15 protein-coding genes are annotated in these 17045 nt (G+C 73.0%); 7 read left to right on the forward strand and 8 right to left on the reverse strand.

Translation table 11 applies throughout. The features are described 5' to 3' along the window. Window positions 1-20: 20 nt before the first annotated feature. The 4 genes from ureG to ACTB72_RS09475 are packed head-to-tail and all read right to left on the reverse strand — an operon-like array spanning window position 21 to window position 2390. Window positions 21-695, reverse strand: a complete 675-nt coding sequence (gene ureG, locus ACTB72_RS09460; protein WP_463036742.1) for an urease accessory protein UreG — start codon at window positions 693-695, stop codon at window positions 21-23. Next, complete coding sequence (locus ACTB72_RS09465; RefSeq protein ID WP_463036743.1) at window positions 692-1357, reverse strand: urease accessory protein UreF; 666 nt, start codon at window positions 1355-1357, stop codon at window positions 692-694. The genes ureG and ACTB72_RS09465 overlap by 4 nt, the downstream gene beginning before the upstream one ends. Continuing rightward, entirely contained in the window at window positions 1354-1644 is a 291-nt protein-coding gene (locus ACTB72_RS09470; RefSeq protein WP_463036744.1) for a YrhK family protein, read from the reverse strand. Before ACTB72_RS09470 ends, ACTB72_RS09465 begins: the two co-directional genes overlap by 4 nt. Beyond that, on the reverse strand, window positions 1641-2390 hold the full coding sequence (locus ACTB72_RS09475; RefSeq protein WP_463036745.1) for an urease accessory protein UreE: 750 nt from the start codon (window positions 2388-2390) through the stop codon (window positions 1641-1643). Before ACTB72_RS09475 ends, ACTB72_RS09470 begins: the two co-directional genes overlap by 4 nt. Before the next feature lie 250 nt (window positions 2391-2640). On the opposite strand from ACTB72_RS09475, the gene ACTB72_RS09480 reads away from it, so the two are divergent. The 3 genes from ACTB72_RS09480 (at window position 2641) to alaS (ending at window position 7552) form a co-directional block, all read left to right on the forward strand. Further along, window positions 2641-3825, forward strand: a complete 1185-nt coding sequence (locus tag ACTB72_RS09480) for a pyridoxal phosphate-dependent aminotransferase (protein ID WP_463036746.1) — start codon at window positions 2641-2643, stop codon at window positions 3823-3825. 161 nt (window positions 3826-3986) lie between these two features. Further along, window positions 3987-4559 (forward strand): transglycosylase SLT domain-containing protein, encoded by a 573-nt coding sequence (locus tag ACTB72_RS09485; protein ID WP_463036747.1) that lies wholly within the window; start codon window positions 3987-3989, stop codon window positions 4557-4559. 335 nt (window positions 4560-4894) lie between these two features. Continuing rightward, on the forward strand, window positions 4895-7552 hold the full coding sequence (alaS, locus tag ACTB72_RS09490) for an alanine--tRNA ligase (RefSeq protein ID WP_463036748.1): 2658 nt from the start codon (window positions 4895-4897) through the stop codon (window positions 7550-7552). A 249-nt stretch (window positions 7553-7801) separates the two neighbouring features. On the opposite strand, the gene ACTB72_RS09495 is transcribed toward alaS, so the two are convergent. Then, window positions 7802-8692, reverse strand: coding sequence for a cytochrome c biogenesis CcdA family protein (locus ACTB72_RS09495; protein WP_463036749.1), 891 nt, complete (start codon window positions 8690-8692; stop codon window positions 7802-7804). A gap of 240 nt (window positions 8693-8932) precedes the next feature. After that, window positions 8933-10054 carry a cytochrome c family protein gene (locus ACTB72_RS09500; protein ID WP_463036750.1) on the reverse strand — a complete coding sequence of 374 codons (1122 nt, stop codon included), beginning with the start codon at window positions 10052-10054 and terminating at the stop codon, window positions 8933-8935. A gap of 160 nt (window positions 10055-10214) precedes the next feature. On the opposite strand from ACTB72_RS09500, the gene ACTB72_RS09505 reads away from it, so the two are divergent. Continuing rightward, on the forward strand, window positions 10215-10472 hold the full coding sequence (locus tag ACTB72_RS09505) for a sulfurtransferase TusA family protein (RefSeq protein WP_463036751.1): 258 nt from the start codon (window positions 10215-10217) through the stop codon (window positions 10470-10472). A gap of 357 nt (window positions 10473-10829) precedes the next feature. Next, a complete protein-coding gene (locus ACTB72_RS09510; RefSeq protein WP_463036752.1) occupies window positions 10830-13448 on the forward strand; it encodes a calcium-binding protein in 2619 nt (872 codons plus the stop codon). A gap of 120 nt (window positions 13449-13568) precedes the next feature. Here ACTB72_RS09510 and ACTB72_RS09515 read toward each other — a convergent pair whose 3' ends face one another. After that, complete coding sequence (locus ACTB72_RS09515) at window positions 13569-14681, reverse strand: ChaN family lipoprotein (RefSeq protein ID WP_463036753.1); 1113 nt, start codon at window positions 14679-14681, stop codon at window positions 13569-13571. Between the two features lie 107 nt (window positions 14682-14788). On the opposite strand from ACTB72_RS09515, the gene ACTB72_RS09520 reads away from it, so the two are divergent. Beyond that, window positions 14789-15754, forward strand: coding sequence for a DUF2927 domain-containing protein (locus tag ACTB72_RS09520; RefSeq protein ID WP_463036754.1), 966 nt, complete (start codon window positions 14789-14791; stop codon window positions 15752-15754). 56 nt (window positions 15755-15810) lie between these two features. On the opposite strand, the gene clpS is transcribed toward ACTB72_RS09520, so the two are convergent. Then, on the reverse strand, window positions 15811-16170 hold the full coding sequence (clpS, locus tag ACTB72_RS09525) for an ATP-dependent Clp protease adapter ClpS (protein ID WP_463036755.1): 360 nt from the start codon (window positions 16168-16170) through the stop codon (window positions 15811-15813). Window positions 16171-16359: 189 nt separating this feature from the next. On the opposite strand from clpS, the gene ACTB72_RS09530 reads away from it, so the two are divergent. Continuing rightward, on the forward strand, window positions 16360-16959 hold the full coding sequence (locus ACTB72_RS09530; RefSeq protein WP_463036756.1) for a pyridoxamine 5'-phosphate oxidase family protein: 600 nt from the start codon (window positions 16360-16362) through the stop codon (window positions 16957-16959). The last annotated feature ends 86 nt before the right edge of the window (window positions 16960-17045 follow it).

Consider the following 17045-nt stretch of genomic DNA (forward strand, 5'->3'; position numbering starts at 1 on the left):
GCCAACCCCCAGGGCGGCCCCTACGCCGCCGCCAGAGGCGCCAACCGCAACCCGCCCTCGCGCACCACGAAGGCCGCGATCTCGTCGATCCCCTTGCCGTGGCGCAGATCGGCCATCACGAAAGGCGCGCCCCGGCGCATCCGCCCGGCGTCGCGCTCCATCACCTCCAGCGACACCCCCACATAGGGCGCGAGGTCGGTCTTGTTGATCACCAGCAGGTCGGACCGCGTGATCCCCGGCCCCCCCTTCCTCGGGATCTCCTCCCCCGCCGCCGTGTCGATCACATACAAGGTCAGGTCCGCCAGCTCCGGACTGAACGTCGCCGCCAGATTGTCCCCGCCGCTCTCGATCACCACCAGGTCCAGATCCGGATGGACCGCCACCAGTTCGGCGATGGCCGCGAGGTTGATCGAGGCGTCCTCGCGGATCGCGGTATGCGGGCAGCCCCCCGTCTCCACGCCCCGGATCCGGTCGAGCGGCAGCGCCTGGACGCGCATCAGGAACTCGGCGTCCTCCGACGTGTAGATGTCGTTGGTCACCACCGCCATCGACAGCCGCCCGCCCAGCGCCCGGCAGAGCGCCGCGGTCAGCGTGGTCTTGCCGGCCCCGACCGGCCCGCCGATGCCGACGCGCAGCGGACCATGGGGCGATTTCTTCTGAACGTCAGGGATCTGGGCTTCGGGGGTCTGGGTCACGATCGGAACAGCCTCGTGCGTTGGGTTTCGTGGAGCATGGAAGAGAGGTCGCCCCGCAGGCAAGCGCCGCCGAGGTCGCCCGGATCGGCCGCGATCGCCTCCGCCGCCACCGACGCGCAGAGCGGCGCGAGCGAGGCCAGCGCCGCCTGCGCCTCGGTCTGGCCGAGCGGCACCAGCCGCTGCGCGGCCGAGGTCAGGGTGGCCGCGAAGGCATGCAGGAACATCACCGCCACGATGTCGAGCGGCATCCCCTCCCGCGCCGCCGCCCGGCCCAGCGCCACCGGCAGGGGGGCGGGGGCCGCGGAATGCCCGCGCACCGCGCCGGTGGTCCGCGCGAAGGCCGCGCCCTGGGCCGTGGTCTCCAGCCGCCGCTCGGCCGAGGCGGTCAGGGCGCGGGCGAGCTCGGCCGGCCCCTCATCGTCGGGCGCGCGCCAGGCGGCGGCGAGCAGCATCGCGTCGGTCCGCCCCGCCCCATGGGCGATCAGCGCCGCGAGCCAGTCGCGAAAACCGGCCGCGTCGCGCACGTCGCCCGCCTCCACCGCCTGCTCCAGCCCGTGCGAATAGGCGAAGGCGCCCAGCGGGTAGGCCGGCGACAGCCATTGCGTGAGGATCTGCAGCCAGTCGGGCGCGGGGGCGCGGGATGGCGAAGGCGCGGCGGTCACTTGCCGCGCATCCGTTCGGCCAGCGTCTCGGTCCCGCCGCGCCGCCACAGCTGGATCTCGCGCGCCAGCCGCAGGCTGGGCTTGGCCGCGAAAAGCGTCGAGCCGACCAGGAACAGCCAGGTGCCGGGGATCATCCAGGCCTCGAAGAAGAACATGACCGAGCCGGTCACGAAGCAGATCGCCGCGACGAAATCGACGAAGGTGTAGACGATCTCGTAGGCGGCCCAGATCCGGCGGGCCTCGGCGTCGGTGCGTTTCGCGTCGGGGTTGAACAGGTGAAGTCTCACGGGGCGGGCTCCGGCGGCTTGGGGAGGGAGTCGGGGCCAGGCTGGGAATCGGGGCCAGGATCGGGGCCGTCGCGCAGATGCGCGTCGGGGTCGTGATGGGGGTCGCGGGAATGACTGTGGCCATGGGTGCGGCCAAGCCCGTAGGCCCCGCCCTCGGGCCGGAACGCGGCCTCGGCGTGGCGGATCTCGGCGCCGAGCCGGGTCAGCATGTCCTCCAGCACATGGTCGCGCAGGATGCGCAGGCGCCCGCCCACGATCTCGGCCGGCGTGTGGCGGTTGCCCACATGCCAGGCGAGGCGGGCGAGCGCGTCGGGCCCCGCGCCGGGCTGCGCGGACACCTCGGCGACCGGCTCGGGCGCGGCGACGAGCGCGACGCGCCGCCCGTCCTCGAGCGCGAGCGCGCGGTCCTCGGCCAGCTCCTCGGCGCGGGGAAGGTCGAGCAGGATGGCCTCGCCGCCCTCGGTCACCAGCCGGCCGCGGCGCCGCCAGCGGGCGTCATAGGGCAGCGTCAGCCGGTCGGCGGGCGCGGGCCCGTCGCCCAGCGGCACAAGGGCGAGCGCGCGGACCGGGGCTGCGCCGGCGGCCGCGAGCGGTTCCGCCTGGTCATGGTCTGGGACGTGGTCGGGGTCTGGGACGTGGCCGCGTCCGTCGGCGTGGGGAGGCGTGGGTCCGTGGGCGTGGTCGCGTCCCGGACCATCGGCATGCGGATGCGGGTGGGCATGTCCGTGGGGATGATCGTGAGGCATCGCGGCTCCGGATATGGGCCCGTCGGGTCCGGCCCCGCGGCAGGCGCGTCGGGCGAACGGACGAGGGCGCGTCAGGGTCACGCGCCATGGGGCCGCAAAGCGCGCCGCGCCGCAAGGGGGGCGAGCCTTGCGCCGCGCCCCTGCGCGCGCGACGTTGACGCGGCGCCCGCTCCGCGCCCTCCCCTTGACCGGCCGGGCCCCTCGCGCCATGCATCGCCGCGCGTCCCCCATCCCCATCCGGAGCCCGCCCATGCACCCGTCCCGCCGCATCCGCTCCATCCTCGAGGGCGGCGCCTCGGGGTGGGAGATCGTCTACGCCGCCCGCGCCCTGCAGGCGAAGGGCGAGGCGGTCGCCATGCTCACCGTCGGCGAGCACGAGGCCCCGACGCCGGCCGCGATCCTCGACGCCATGGACGCCTCCGCCCGCGCCGGGCGCACCGGCTACGCGCCGGTCAACGGCTCGCTCCCCCTGCGCGAGGCGATCGCGGCGCGCGCGTCCCTGCGCACCGGCGCCCCCGCCCTGCCCGAACAGGTGATCGTCGCCGCCGGCGGTCAGGCGGCGCTGTTCCAGACGCTCTGCGCCTGCCTCGATCCGGGCGACGCGGTGGTCGCCATCGACCCGTTCTACACCACCTATCCCGGCACCATCCGCGCCGCCGGCGGCGTCCCCCGCATGGTCAAGGCCCGGGCCGAGGACGGGTTCCAGCCCGATCTCGAAGCCCTCGACGTCGCCTGCGCCGGCGCCAAGGTCCTGCTGGTCAACAGCCCCAACAACCCCACCGGCGCGGTCTATTCGCAGGCCTCCATCGAGGGTCTCGCCGCGCTGGCCCTCAGGCACGACCTCTGGCTGATCTCCGACGAGGTCTATGACGGCATGGCCTGGGACGAGCCGCACCGCTCGCCCCGCGCCCTGCCCGGGATGGCCGAGCGGACGGTGGTCATCGGATCGCTTTCGAAATCCCACGCCATGACCGGGTCGCGCATCGGCTGGGCGCTGGGGCCGGCCGAACTGATCGCGCTGATCGGCGACCTCGCGCTCAACGCCAATTACGGGCTGCCCCGCTTCATCCAGGACGCCGGAGAATGGGCGCTGCGCGAGGGCGACGCCATCGAGGACCACCTGCGCGACGCCTTCCGCGCGCGCCGCGACCTCGCCCGCGCCGCGCTTTCGCAACGCCCCAACCTGCGCCTGTCGCCGCCGCAGGGGGGGATGTATGTGATGCCCGACATCCGCGCGACGGGGCTGAGCGGGGTCGAATTCGCCGAGCGGCTGCTGGCCGCCGAGCGCATCGCGGTGATGCCGGGCGAAAGCTTCGGGACCGCCGCCGCGGGCCATGTCCGGGTGGCGCTGACCGTGGCCGAGCCGGCGCTCGCCGACGCGCTCGACCGCCTCGCCGCCTTCGCCGAGCGGCTGGCCGCGGACCGGGCCGGCTGAGCCCGACGTCGCCCCGGCCCCGGCCCGATCCGGGGCGAGGCCTCGCCGAAACCGCACCCGCAGGGCGAAAACCGCGCCCGCAGGGGTTCGCGCGCGCGGCGCGATGCGCTATGCTGGCCCAAACAACGAGCAGATAAACGAACAACAAAGCAGGCAGGCCCATGAAGGCTTCACCGCTCGCGGCCCTGGTCATGCTGGGGATCGTGGCTGGCTGCGCGAACAACTCGCAGCCTCCGAACGTCGAGAACGCCTGCGCGATCTTCGACGCACGGCCCCATTGGGAACGCGCCGTGCACCGCGCCGAGCGGAAATGGGGCGCGCCGGCCAATGTGCAGATGGCGATCATCTGGAAGGAAAGCTCCTTCCGGCCGGACGTGCGGCCGCGCAAGACCTATTTCCTCGGGATCTTCCCCACCGGCCATATCAGCTCGGCCTACGGCTTCAGCCAGGCGCTGGACGGGACCTGGGCCTGGTACAAGCGCGAGACCGGCAATTCGGGCGCCGACCGCGAGGACTTCGACGATTCCGCCGATTTCGTCGGCTGGTACATGTCCAAATCGCGCGACATCGGCATCTCCATGGACGACGCCTACAACCAGTATCTCGCCTATCACGAGGGCCATACCGGCTGGCGGCGCGGCTCCTGGCGTTCCAAGGCCTGGCTGACGCGGGTGGCGAGCGAGGTGCATCGCAAGGCGACCGACTACCAGCGCCACATCGCCGCCTGCAGCTGAGCCGAGCCCGGCGCGCGAGGCCCTGGGCGGGAGCCGCGCGACGACCGGCCCGCCCGTGGCCGCGTCCCGCCCGCGCGGCGGGGGGCCGGGAGTGCCGGGTCGCGCCGTCTCGTAGCGCAACCGGGACGCTCTCGAAACCGGCCCCGGGGGGATGGCGGGAGGGACGATGCTGGACGATGCGGGGCGGGGCGGGCGCCAGCCCGACCGCGAGGCCCGGACGACGTCCACCCGATCACGCCCCTTGCCCCGCCCCGCCCCGCGCCCTAAACCTCTCGGCGCACCCGAAATGGGCCGCGAAACGACCATATGGACGACAGAAACGGGGCGCGCGACGCATGATTTCCGGCAACCAGATCCGGTCCGACTTCCTGGGCTTCTTCGAGAGCCGCGGCCACCAGGTCGTGCCCTCCTCGCCCATCGTGCCGCGCAACGATCCGACCCTGATGTTCACCAACTCGGGCATGGTCCAGTTCAAGGACGTGTTCACCGGGCTGGAGACGCGGCCCTATGCCCGCGCCACCACCTCCCAGAAGTCGGTGCGCGCCGGCGGCAAGCATAACGACCTCGACAACGTCGGCTACACCGCGCGCCATCACACCTTCTTCGAGATGCTCGGCAATTTCTCCTTCGGGGATTACTTCAAGGAGCAGGCGATCGAGCAGGCCTGGACCGTCTCGACCCAGGTCTTCGGCCTCGCCGCCGAGAAGATCCTCGTCACCGTCCACGCCACCGACGAGGACGCCGCCGCGCTGTGGCGCAAGATCGCCGGCCTGCCGGACGAGCGGATCATCCGCATCAATTCCGACGACAACTGGTGGCGGATGGGCGACACCGGCCCCAACGGCCCGTGCTCCGAGCTCTTCTACGACCACGGCCCCGCCGTCGCCGGCGGCCCCCCGGGCTCCCCCGACGAGGACGGCGACCGCTTCATCGAATTCTGGAACCTCGTGTTCATGCAGTTCGAGACCCATGCGGATGGCTCCTCGACGCCGCTGCCCAAACCCTCCATCGACACCGGGATGGGGCTGGAGCGGGTGACGACGATCCTTCAGGGCAAGCACAACAACTACGACACCGATCTCTTCCAGCCGATCATCCAGGCCTCCGCCGAGCTGACCGGTCACGCGCCGGGCGGCGACATGGCGACCTCGCACCGGGTGATCGCCGACCACCTGCGCTGCGCGTCCTTCCTGATCGCCGAGGGCGTGCTGCCCTCGAACGAGGGCCGCGGCTACGTGCTTCGCCGCATCATGCGCCGCGGCATGCGCCACGCCCACCTGCTGGGCGCGAAGGACCCGCTGATGCATCGGCTCGCCCCGGCGCTGATCGACCTGATGGGCGGCCACTACACCGAGCTTCGCGACGCGCAGTCCCTGATCAAGGAGACGCTGCGGGCGGAGGAGGAGCGCTTCAAGACCACCCTCGACCGCGGCCTCAAGCTGCTGGATGCGGAGATCGAGGGCCTGGCGGAGGGCGCCCCCCTGCCCGGCGACACCGCCTTCAAGCTCTACGACACCTTCGGGTTCCCCGTGGACCTCACCGCCGACATCCTGCGCGGCGTGGGGCGCGAAGTGGACCAGCCCGGCTACGACGCCGCCATGGACGCGCAGAAGGCCAAGGCCCGCGCCGCCTGGTCGGGCACCGGCGACGCCGGCAACGCGAAAATCTGGTACGACATCCGCGACCGGGTCGGGACCACCGAATTCCTCGGCTACGCCGACATCCGCGCCGCCGCCCGCGTGACCGCCCTGGTCCGCGACGGCGCCGAGGTCCCCCATGTCTCCGGCCCCGATCCGTTCGAAGTGGTGTTCAACCAGACCCCGTTCTACGCCGAACAGGGCGGCCAGACCGGCGACCGCGGCGAGGCGGTCACCGACAGGGGCGTGCGGCTCGAGATCCTCGACACCCAGAAGCGGGCCGACGGCGTCCATGTCCACACCGCCCGGATCCTCGGCGAGGACGCGCATGTCGTCAGCCTGAACGAGGCCGCGACCCTCGCCGTCTCCCGCGACCGCCGCGACGCGCTCTGCGCCCACCATTCCGCCACCCATCTGCTTCATGAGGCGCTGCGCCGCCGTGTCGGCGACCAGATCGCCCAGAAGGGGTCGCTCGTCGCCCCCGACCGCCTGCGCTTCGACGTCTCCCATGACGGCCCGATCAGCCCGGCGGCGCTGGCGGATGCCGAGGCCGAGGTCAACGCCCGCATCCGCGCCTGCTCGCCGGTCGAAACCCGCGTCATGAGCATCGACGAGGCCCGCACCACCGGCGCCCGCGCGCTCTTCGGCGAGAAATACGGCGACGAGGTCCGCGTCGTCGCCATGGGCGGCATCGACGAAGGCGCGAACAACGCCTGGTCGGTGGAGCTCTGCGGCGGCACCCATGTGAAGAACACCGGCCAGATCGGCTTCTTCAAGATCCTGCGCGAGGAAGGCGCCGCCGCCGGCGTCCGCCGCATCGAAGCCGTCTGCCACGAGGCGGCCGAGGCCCATGTCTCCCGCCAGACCGCGATCCTGGCCGAGGCCGGCGCGCTGCTCAGCGCCACGCCCGCCGACCTCGCCGGCCGGCTGGAGGCGCTGATCGCCGAGCGTCGGACGCTGGAGCGTGAGCTCGGCGACGTGAAGCGCAAGCTCGCGACAGGCGGCGGCGAGGCCGCGTCCGAGAAGATCGGCGACGTCTCCCTGACGCTGCGCGAAGTCGAGGGCCTGAACCCGAAGGAGATGAAGGCCGCGGTCGACGAGCTGCTGACCCGCGCCCCCGGCGTGGCGGCGCTCGCCGCGCAGTCGGACGGCAAGGGCTCGATCGTCATCGGCGTGTCGGAGGCGTTCACGGATCGCCTCGACGCCGTGGCCCTGGTCCGCGCCGCGGCCCCCGCGCTCGGCGCCAAGGGCGGCGGCGGCCGGCCCAACATGGCCCAGACCGGCGGCCCCGACGGCGCGGGCGTTCCCGCCGCGCTGAAAGCGGTCGACGAGGCGGTGCGCGCGGCGCTGGCCTGACGGCGCCGGGGGGCGCCATCCCGCCCCGTAGGGCGGGTGCGAACCCGCCATGGCGGCCCCACCAAACGCGCGCGACGGCAACCGGCGGACGAAACGGTGCGGACCGCGCTGGCCTGTCGGCGGGGTCGCCGCCCCCGACGCCCCCCGCCAAAACGCCCCGACCCGCGTAGGGCGGGTGCAAACCCGCCGCGCCCACGCCGCCGCCGAAGCGCCCGTCCGCCTTCACCCCCCCCTTCACCTCCCCCGCCTTCACCCCACCGTGGCGAGGCCCGGGAACGTCTCCAGCAGCCAGAAGGCCAGGGTCTCGAAGGTGCCGGTCATCATCATCGCGCCGACGATGACCAGAAGACCGCCCATCGCCATCTCGACCCGGCCCAGATGCCGCCGGAACCCCGCCATCCAGCGCAGGAACGGCTGCACGAAGGCCGCCGCCACGATGAACGGCAGGCCGAGCCCCAGCGCGTAGATCGCCAGCATCACCACCCCCTCGCCCACCGAGTCCTTCTGGGCGGCGAGGAACAGGATCGAGCTCAGCACCGGCCCGATGCACGGCGTCCAGCCGAAGGCGAAGGCGAGGCCGATCACATAGGCGCCGGCGAAACTCCCCGCCGCCCCGCCCGCGTCGAAGCGTTTTTCGCGCATCAGGAACGGCAGCGCCTCATGCCCCGAAAGCCGCAGGACAGCGGCCAGCGCGCAGAGCGCCGCCAGCACCGGCCAATGGTCCGAGATCTGCGCGACAAGGTCCGAGCCCATGGCGAGCGCGCCCACCGCCATCAGCGCCAGCAGCGCCGCCACCGTCTGCGGGGCCCGCCGGAACCCGATGAAATGCTGGCCCAGCAGGTAGATCACGAAGCCGGCCGCGATCCCGAACTCATAGCGCCAGGCGTTGAGCGTCTGCCCGATCAGGCTCGCCGTCGCCCCCAGCGCCACGAAGACCGTCGCCAGCCCCGCCACGAAGAACAGCGACGAGATGAACACCTTTCGCGCCACCCGCCGGTCGACGACCTCGCGGTCCGACAACTGCTCGAGCGAGGCGCCGGCCATGAAGGCGAGATAGGGCGGCGCCAGCGGCAGCACGCAGGGCGAGAGAAAGCTGAGCAGGCCGCCGAAAAATGCGGTGACGAGGCCGATATCCGTCATGCGGGCTCCCTGCGCCGCGGAATGGCGGCGATCTTGAGGTTTCGGCGCGAGCGCGCGCCTTGGGGCTGCGGTCCGGCGCGAGCGCGCGCCTTGGGGCTGAGGTTCGGCGCGAGCGCGCGCCTGGGGGCTGCGGTCAGGGGCGCGCACGAAGAGCGGGTCCCAGGATGGAGCCAGGCGCGTCTCGGCCTCCTTGTGGCGCAAGCGGGCCTGCCCGTCACCCTCCCGGGCCGACGCGCGGGCTCACTTCGCCGTGTCGGGCGCAGGCTTGGAACCGGCGTCTGGGCCGGCTTCAGGGGCCGGTTCCGCTTCGGGATGGGCCGGCATGTTCAACGTCGCGAGATAGGCGACCACGTCCTCCAGCTCCTGCGCCGACAGCCACGGCTGGCGCAGCCCAGGCGCCCGGTCGGCGAGCGCCAGCGAGACATGGTGATAGGCCGGCATCCGCGAGCCCGGGCGCCCGATCTGGGGGTTGACCACCGCGAGGCGCAGTTCGCCAACGCTCAGCCGCGCCGCGACGCCCGAAAGGTCGGGTCCGATCGGCAGCGGCAGCAGCGGCGGCGCATCGCGCTCGCCCCCGCGACGTCCCTGGCCGCCGGGGGAGACCGCCTCGGCGTCCGCCGCGCCGGAATCGAGCTCCGCATCTTCGGCGGCCAGGTCGAAATCGCCGTCTCCGGAGCCCGACGCGTCCTGCAGGGCCGGGTCGCGGACCGGACGTTCGGGCGGCGAGACGCCGCGGCGGGGCGCGAGGCGCGAGGTCGAGGTCGACCGCCCCTCCGCCGCCGCCGCCGCATCCTCGGCGGCGGCCTCCCGCGCGCCCGCATCGCCCGAGCCCGCGTCGCCTGAACCCTCCTCGGCGGCCTCCGGCTTCTCGGCCGAGGGCTCGTCGACCAGCGGCATCGGCGGCAGGCGGTCGCGCAGGATCCGGGGCGCCACGTTGCGGCGTGGGGCGCCCGGCGCGGCATGACAGCTGACGCAGCCGCCGGTGAGGTCCGACAGGAAAATCGCCTCGCCCCGCGCCGCATCGCCTATCGCGCCGGCCAGCGGCGCCTCGATGGCGCGGGCGTCGACCACGGCATAGGCGGCTGCCGGCGGGCGCAAGTCGCGCGGGGTTTCGAGCGTGAGGGCTTCGGGGGTGAGGGTTTCGGGGGTGAGGGTTTCGGGGGTGAGGGCGTCCGCGGCGGGGACTTCTGCCGTCGGCAAGTCCTCCTGCGCCCCCGCGCCTCCTGCCACGGCCGCGAAAATCAGCGCCGCGAGCGCCCCCCCCGTCAGCCGCAGCGACGCGCCACCGTGACGGGGGCGGCGCAGGGCGGCGGCGGTCCCGCGCCCGGGGCGCGCGACCATGAAGGGGCTGGGCTCGATCATCCCGGTCTCCGTTGGCTGGCGGCGCAACCTAGGCGCCGGCCGGCCAGGGCGCAAGCCGCGCCGGGTCCTTGCCCCGTCCCTTGCCCCCGTCCCTTGCCCCGCCCCTTGCCTCGCCCCGCTTCCGGCGCTAGCCGTGGAGGCCCGAGCCCCCGGAGCCGCCATGACCCACCCCCCCCACGACGCGCGCCCCGTGGCCGAGGAGATCGACGCCCGCGGCCTGCTGTGCCCGCTGCCGGTGCTCAAAGCCCGCAAGCGCATCGCAGGGCTGGCGGCGGGGGCGCGGCTCGCCATCGTCTCCGACGACCCGGCGGCGGTGATCGACATGCCGCATTTCTGCGCCGAGCAAGGCCATGCGCTCGAGTCCGAGGCCCCCGATCCCCGCGGCGGCCGGCGCTTCGTGATCCGCAAGGGCGGCTGAGCCCACCCGATCCGCCGCCGCCGTCCCCATCGCCGCCCCCTGCCCACGCGACCCGCGCCGCCGGCGGGCGCGTGCCTGCATGCGTCGGAAGTCTTTCCGAAACCTTCCTTGACCACCCCGTATTAACCCACACACCTTCTTGAAACCCTGACAGGAAAATCCCTATTAACCGATCAACTCCCACGAAACTCTGAAAATAAACATCCAATAAACCTCTACACACCTCCTGAACTATGGCAATTAATTCGCCGTTTGCGCTGAAATAATTTCATAACCACGCAGTTTTACTTGGAGTAGACGCCCCACCCCCTACAAAAACCCCGCGAACGACAGCAATTCTCCAGGGGTGGGGACGACATGACCAACGACGCGACAGCGGCGATCGCCCGAATTATGTCCGGCGGCAACGGCGGCCAGATCCTTCGCGGGGGCGAGGCCAATGACAGACTGCGCGGCGACATGGGCCATGACGGGTCTTCGGGCCAGCTGGTGGTTCGCGACCTCTCCCGCGACGGCGGCGAAGCGGCCGAGGGCTCGGCCGACGGCGTCGGCCTCCTCCACAACGGCGCCCTGCGCTTCTATTCCGCCGGGGCCGAGACCGGCTCGGGCGGCGTCGCCGCCTGGACCGTCGGCGCCGGCGACACGCTGACCGCCGCCTGGTCGCAGACGGCGATGCATTACGACGTCAACGACCTGCTGACCGGCGCGCCCGCGCTCGACGCGGTCGCCTGGGGGACGCAGACTTATCTGGTCACCGCCGGTCACGGCGTGAGCCTGTCGCGCCTCGACCCTGCCGGCGCGCCGGAACTGCTCGACAATCTCGACCATGGCTGGGACGACGGCCTGATCTATCCGGGCGCGGTCGCGGCCTTCGTCTCCGGCGGGTCGCTGATGGCGCTGACCGGCGGCGGCTGGGACGGCGGGCTGACCCTGCTGCGCTGGTCGGCCACCGGCCTCTCCATCGTGGCGCGCATCGAGGACGACGCCGAGACCCCGATCTCGGACATCGACGCGATGGAGGACATCGTGGTCGGCGCCCGCCGCTTCGCCGTCGCCGCTTCGGCCGACGAGGGCGCGATCTCGGTCTGGGACATCACCACCACTCGCCTGCGCATGACCGACATGCGCGGCATCGGCGACGCCGAGACCCGCTTCGACCTCGCCGGCGTCACCTCGGTCGACACCGCCACGATCAGCGGCCGGGCCATGGTCTTCGCCGCCGCCCCCGACGCGCTGGTGATCTACGCCCTGTCGGGCGCCGGCGCCCTGACCCGCCTCTCGGCCATCGAGGGCGCGACCGAGGCCAGGCATGTCACCCTCGACGGCCGCGAGCTGCTGATCTGCGCCGATGGCGGCGACACCCTGCGCATCTACGAGATCGCGGCGTCCGGCCGGCTAGACCTGGTGCGCGAGACCCGGGTGGCCTTCGGCGCCCAGATCTCGTCGCTGTCGGTCGCCGCCTCCGGCGACCGGGCGCTGATCCTCGCCGCGCGCGCCGACGCCGACGGCCATGACCTCCTGTCCTTCTCCTTCGCGGAGGGCGACGACACCATCGACGGCGCGGGGGGCAATGACAGCATCTGGGGCGACGGCGGCCACGATCTGCTGATCGGCGGCGCCGGGGTCGACCGGATCTGGGGCGGCGAGGGCGACGACACGATCCGCGGCGGGTCCGAGACCGACCGGCTCTATGGCGAGAACGGGGCCGACGTGATCGACGGCGGCGCCGGGCGGGACCTGATCTGGGGCGGCGCCGGCAACGACCGGCTCTGGGGCGGCGACGACATCGACAAGCTGTGGGGCGAATCGGGCGCCGACACGCTCGACGGCGGCGGCCATGACGACACGCTCTCGGGCGGCGACGGCGCCGACCGCATGTTCGGCGGCTGGGGCGACGACGTGATGACCGGCGACGCCGGGGCCGACTACATGGACGGCGGCGACGGCTATGACCGGATGGATGGCGGAACCGGCGACGACTGGCTGCTCGGCGGCGCCGGCGCCGACACGATCTTCGGCGGCGAGGGCGATGACCGGATCGAGGGCGGCGACGCCCCCGACGCCATCGACGCCGGCGCCGGCGACGACATCGTGTCGGGCGACGACGGCGCCGACGACATCTCCGGCGGCGACGGCGCCGACCGGCTCGACGGCGGCGCCGGGCGCGACGTGCTGCGCGGCGGGGCCGGGGCCGACGTCCTTGCGGGGGGCGACGACGAGGACGCGCTCTGGGGCGAGGCCGACGCCGACGACCTGCGCGGCGGGGCCGGCGACGACATGCTCGACGGCGGCGACGCCAACGACATGCTTTATGGCGAGGACGGGAACGACGCGCTTTTCGGCGGCGCCGGGGACGATTTCCTCTTCGGCGGCGCCGGCGACGATGTGCTGGACGGCGGCGACGGCGATGACGCCCTCTTCGGCGAGGCCGGCGACGACGTGGCCTATGGCGGCGCGGGCGACGACCAGATCAAGGGCCAGGCCGGGGCCGACCGCCTCGACGGCGGCGCCGGCGCCGACAAGCTCTGGGGGCAGGGCGACGACGATTTCCTCTTCGGCGGCGCCGGCAAGGACATGCTGGCCGGCAATGGCGGCGCCGATGAGCTCAACGGCGGCGGCGGCAAGGACAAGCTGAAGGGCGGCGGCGGCGCGGACGCGCTGAACGGCGACGGCGGCCGCGACCAGCTGATCGGCGGCGGCGGCAATGACCTGCTGATCGGCGGCCGCGGCGCGGATCTGCTGATCGGCAACAGGGGCCGCGACGTGTTCTTCTTCGGGGCCCGCGACGGCAAGGACAAGATCAAGGACTTCGCCGTCGGCCTCGACCATCTCGAATTCGCCGGCGCCGACGACATGGGCGACCTGCGGATCTCCACCTTCAAAGGCGACGCCATGGTGATCTGCGGCAAGTCCAAGGTGATCCTGGACGGCGTCTCCGCCCATGAGCTGGGGGAGGGCGACTTCCTGTTCAGCTGATAACCAAGCACGACGCAACCCACGACCGGGCCACGCTTTTCAGGCGCGCCCGGGCCCTGCGCGAGACCCGCCTCCCACCCCGTTGGCCCTCGCGCGCGGCCCGGCCCGCCCCTCCGGCCCCTACTCCTGCGCGGGTTTCGAAAACCCCGCGCAGGGGTCGCCGCGCCCGGCGCGCGCGGTGATCACCACCACGTCGTAGGGCGCGGCTTCGGCCGGACCGCCCGGAGGCGCCCAGGGCGCGAGCGCCGCACGCCAGTCATCATCGGAGGAGACGCCCTCAGGCCATTCCACCATCGCCACCGACAGGGTGGACAGACCCGGCGCCGCCCGGCCGAGATAGGCCGGAACCCCACGGTCCCGGCGCGCATGACCATCGCCCGCCACCAGAATGGCGGGCCCGGACGAGGTGTGTTCGCCGCGCTCGCCCGACGCGACGCCCCCGCCGCCGGAGATCCCGGCGGCGGCCGACATCCCCATCCCGCGCGCCTGCAAAAGCGCGGCGGCGAAGGCCGCGTCGCGCAGACGCTGCGCCTCGGCCATGCCCGGCAGCATCGCTTCGGGCAGCGCGCCGCAATGCGCCTCGGCGAGCTCGGCCTCGACCTGCGCCTGGTCGGCGGCGTCGGGCGGGGTCTTCAGCGCGAAAAGCGCGGGGTCGAGGCCGGGGTCGCCCGCCTCCTCCAACGCCGGGCCGATGGCGGCCGCGGCGCTTGTCGCGATGGCCTGGCGCAGGCGCTCGCGCGACAGCCCGCCCCCCGCCACCGGCGCGCCGGGCGCCGCGCGCAACGCGGGAAGATAGGCGGCCCAACCCCCGGCCCCGGCGGCGGGCTCCAGCTTCTCGCCCGCCGCCCGCATCCGGTTCAGCGCCGGGGCGTCGGCGGACTGGAGCATTTCGAAGGCGAGCCCGACGGGCGCGAGCCGGCGGATCAGCTCGGCCTGCAATGCCTGATGGCGCGGGTTGTCGTGGATCTCGCCCAGCACCACCAGGTCATGGCCGCGCGCCAGCGCCGCCAGCGCGTCGATCCCCACGATCGCCTCGCCCCCTGGCAGGCGCAGGATCAGCTCGGGCGGGGCGGCGCCCGCCGCCGTCTGCGCTCCGGCGCCGGGGGCGAGGCCCGCCGCCAGCGTCGCCGCCAGCGTCGCCGACAGAACCGCCCGCCATGCGGCGCGTCGTCCGGACCCGCGCCCCGCCCCGGTCGCGCGTCCTCCCCTGCCGTTGCCCAGCGGTCGCATCATCGATCTCCTTGACCTTCCGCGCCTCGGCGCCGCCCTGGCGAATATGGCGCTCCGCGGGGGGCTTGGGTATCCTGCAACGCTCAGAGCCCACGCAGAATCGAGCGCCGATGCCCCCATGTCCCATCCCGCCCGAACTGCGCGCCGACCGACCGCATTCCGCGCCCACGCCGGCTGCGCGACCCGCGGCGACGGCGCGATCCCGCTTCCGCCTCGTCTCCCGTCTCGTCGCCGCGCTGACTGCGGCGGCGCTCCTCGCGGGCTGCGCCGGGGATGATCCCCACGACATCGACGCGCATTACGCCCGCACCCTCGCGGCCTACCAGGCCGCCGGCCTGATGCGCACCGACGCCGACCCGCCCGACGCGCCCTTCGACAATGACGACCTGATCCGCGATTTCGAGAACATCGCCTTCCACATGGAATTCGAAAGCGCAGCGACCCTCGTCGCCCGCGCCACCGAGGTCGATCTGGTCAAATGGCGCGGCCCGATCACCTGGCGGATGTCCGGCGACGGGGTGCGAGAGGCGGACCTGCAGGCGTATCGGGAGCTGACCGGCCGGATCACCGCCCTCACCGGGCTGGCGTTCCGGGAGGTCGCGGCCGACCCCGACATCTTCATCCTGATCGCGAGCGCGCGGGTGCGCGACCGGTTCGTCGCGCAGATGCTGCGCAATGGCGGCGAGGGACGGATCAGCCTGATCGAGGAATGGGCGCGGAACGACCTCTTCCCCTGCGTCGGCCAGGTCGGGCGCTCCAAGGTCGAGGGGCGATGGAAGAACCAGGCCACCATCGTCATCAAGAACGAACTGCGCGGCGTCCTGCGCCTGAGCTGCATCCATGAGGAGCTGACCCAGACCCTGGGGCTGCTGAACGACGACCCTCAGGCGCGGCCGTCGATCTACAACGACGACCAGGAATTCGCGCTGCTGACCCGGCATGACGAATATCTGCTGCGCATCCTCTACGACCCGCGGCTGCGCGCCGGGATGTCGGCGGCGCAGGGCATGCCGATCGTGCGCCGGATCGTGGCCGAGATCGGCCCGGGCCCGTCGACGCCGCCGCCGTTCGACTGACCCGGCGGGGTGCGGGGCTTCCCCGGCTGGACCGGGGCCGGGCCCGGTCGAGGCGCCTATTCCTCGGGTTCGGTGACGAAGCGCAGCGGGTAGCCGGCGGCCTTGCCGGCCTCGGTCGCCGCATCGGCCTTGGTCTCGGCCACGTCGCGGGTGAACACCGCCACCACGCAGACCCCGCGCCGATGCGCGGTGATCATCACCTGATGGGCCTGCGCCTCCGACAGCCGGAACACCGCGCGCAGCACCGCCGAGACGAACTCCCGCGGCGTGAAATCGTCGTTGAGCAGGATCACCTTCCACATCTTCGGCCGCTCGGGCCTGATCTCGGTCCCGGGCTTCAGCACCGGCGCGTCGGTTCCGGCCATGGAGACGGCGGGCGACGCGGCGGGGCGGGAATGGAATCGCGATAGGGTCATGGGCGGTCAACTTGTCGGAGGTCGGATGATCGCCGGTCCGGGGCGCGCGCGCCCCGCTCTGGCGAATACGACGCATATAGGCTCTCATGGACCGGCGCGCACGTCCATGCCGCGCCGCGCGTCGAATGGCGACGATCCGCGACCGCCCGACCCAGCCGCCGAACAGGACCGACCACCCGGGGAGAGACCATGGCCTATTATCACGACGACATGCGGGCGCTTCAGGACCGCTACGAGGGCCGCGCCGTGGCCGACCGGCTGGAGACGCATCGCATGCATCTGGCCTTCACCGAGGCCGACCGGGCGCTGATCGAGGCGGCGGGGTTCTTCTTCCTCGCCACCGCGTCGGACGAGAGCGTCGACTGCTCGTTCAAGGGCGGCGCGCCCGGCTTCGTGAAGATCACCGGGCCCGCGACGATCGAATTCCCCGATTACGACGGCAACCGCATGTATCGCAGTCTCGGCAACATCGTGCGTGCGCCCCGCGTCGGGCTGCTCTTCCTCGACTTCGCCGGCGGGAAATTCGACGGCTCGGCCGGGCGGATGCGGATCAACGGCCATGCCGAGATCGACGAGAGCCCGGAGGCCGCCGCCCGCCACCATGGCGCGAAGCGCGTGGTGCGGGTCGTGGCCGAGCACATCTTTCCCAATTGCCCCCGCTACATCCCGCGGATGGGCGCGCCCGAAACCTCCGCCTACGTCCCCGCCCCAGGCCACACCCCGCCCGAAGCGCCGTGGAAAAGTTTCGACTGGGTCGCCGACGTGTTCGAGAAGGAGCGCGAGGGCTGACCGCCCGAGCCTGACCTGGGCGCGGCCCGCCCCGACCGCGGGACGGGTGTCGCCGCGCCCGCCCGGCCGCCATCAAGGCGGCGACG

Source organism: Albimonas sp. (genome assembly GCF_055129145.1).

What these genes read in the sequence shown, in the direction of transcription:
- ACTB72_RS09475 (WP_463036745.1), bottom strand. Translation starts at nt 2,390, where the DNA reads ATGCCTCACGATCATCCCCACGGACATGCCCACCCGCATCCGCATGCC.
- clpS (WP_463036755.1), bottom strand. Translation starts at nt 16,170, where the DNA reads ATGACCCTATCGCGATTCCATTCCCGCCCCGCCGCGTCGCCCGCCGTC.
- ACTB72_RS09505 (WP_463036751.1), top strand. Translation starts at nt 10,215, where the DNA reads ATGACCCACCCCCCCCACGACGCGCGCCCCGTGGCCGAGGAGATCGAC.
- ACTB72_RS09500 (WP_463036750.1), bottom strand. Translation starts at nt 10,054, where the DNA reads ATGATCGAGCCCAGCCCCTTCATGGTCGCGCGCCCCGGGCGCGGGACC.
- ACTB72_RS09510 (WP_463036752.1), top strand. Translation starts at nt 10,830, where the DNA reads ATGACCAACGACGCGACAGCGGCGATCGCCCGAATTATGTCCGGCGGC.
- alaS (WP_463036748.1), top strand. Translation starts at nt 4,895, where the DNA reads ATGATTTCCGGCAACCAGATCCGGTCCGACTTCCTGGGCTTCTTCGAG.
- ACTB72_RS09515 (WP_463036753.1), bottom strand. Translation starts at nt 14,681, where the DNA reads ATGATGCGACCGCTGGGCAACGGCAGGGGAGGACGCGCGACCGGGGCG.
- ACTB72_RS09530 (WP_463036756.1), top strand. Translation starts at nt 16,360, where the DNA reads ATGGCCTATTATCACGACGACATGCGGGCGCTTCAGGACCGCTACGAG.
- ACTB72_RS09485 (WP_463036747.1), top strand. Translation starts at nt 3,987, where the DNA reads ATGAAGGCTTCACCGCTCGCGGCCCTGGTCATGCTGGGGATCGTGGCT.
- ACTB72_RS09520 (WP_463036754.1), top strand. Translation starts at nt 14,789, where the DNA reads ATGCCCCCATGTCCCATCCCGCCCGAACTGCGCGCCGACCGACCGCAT.
- ACTB72_RS09495 (WP_463036749.1), bottom strand. Translation starts at nt 8,692, where the DNA reads ATGACGGATATCGGCCTCGTCACCGCATTTTTCGGCGGCCTGCTCAGC.
- ACTB72_RS09480 (WP_463036746.1), top strand. Translation starts at nt 2,641, where the DNA reads ATGCACCCGTCCCGCCGCATCCGCTCCATCCTCGAGGGCGGCGCCTCG.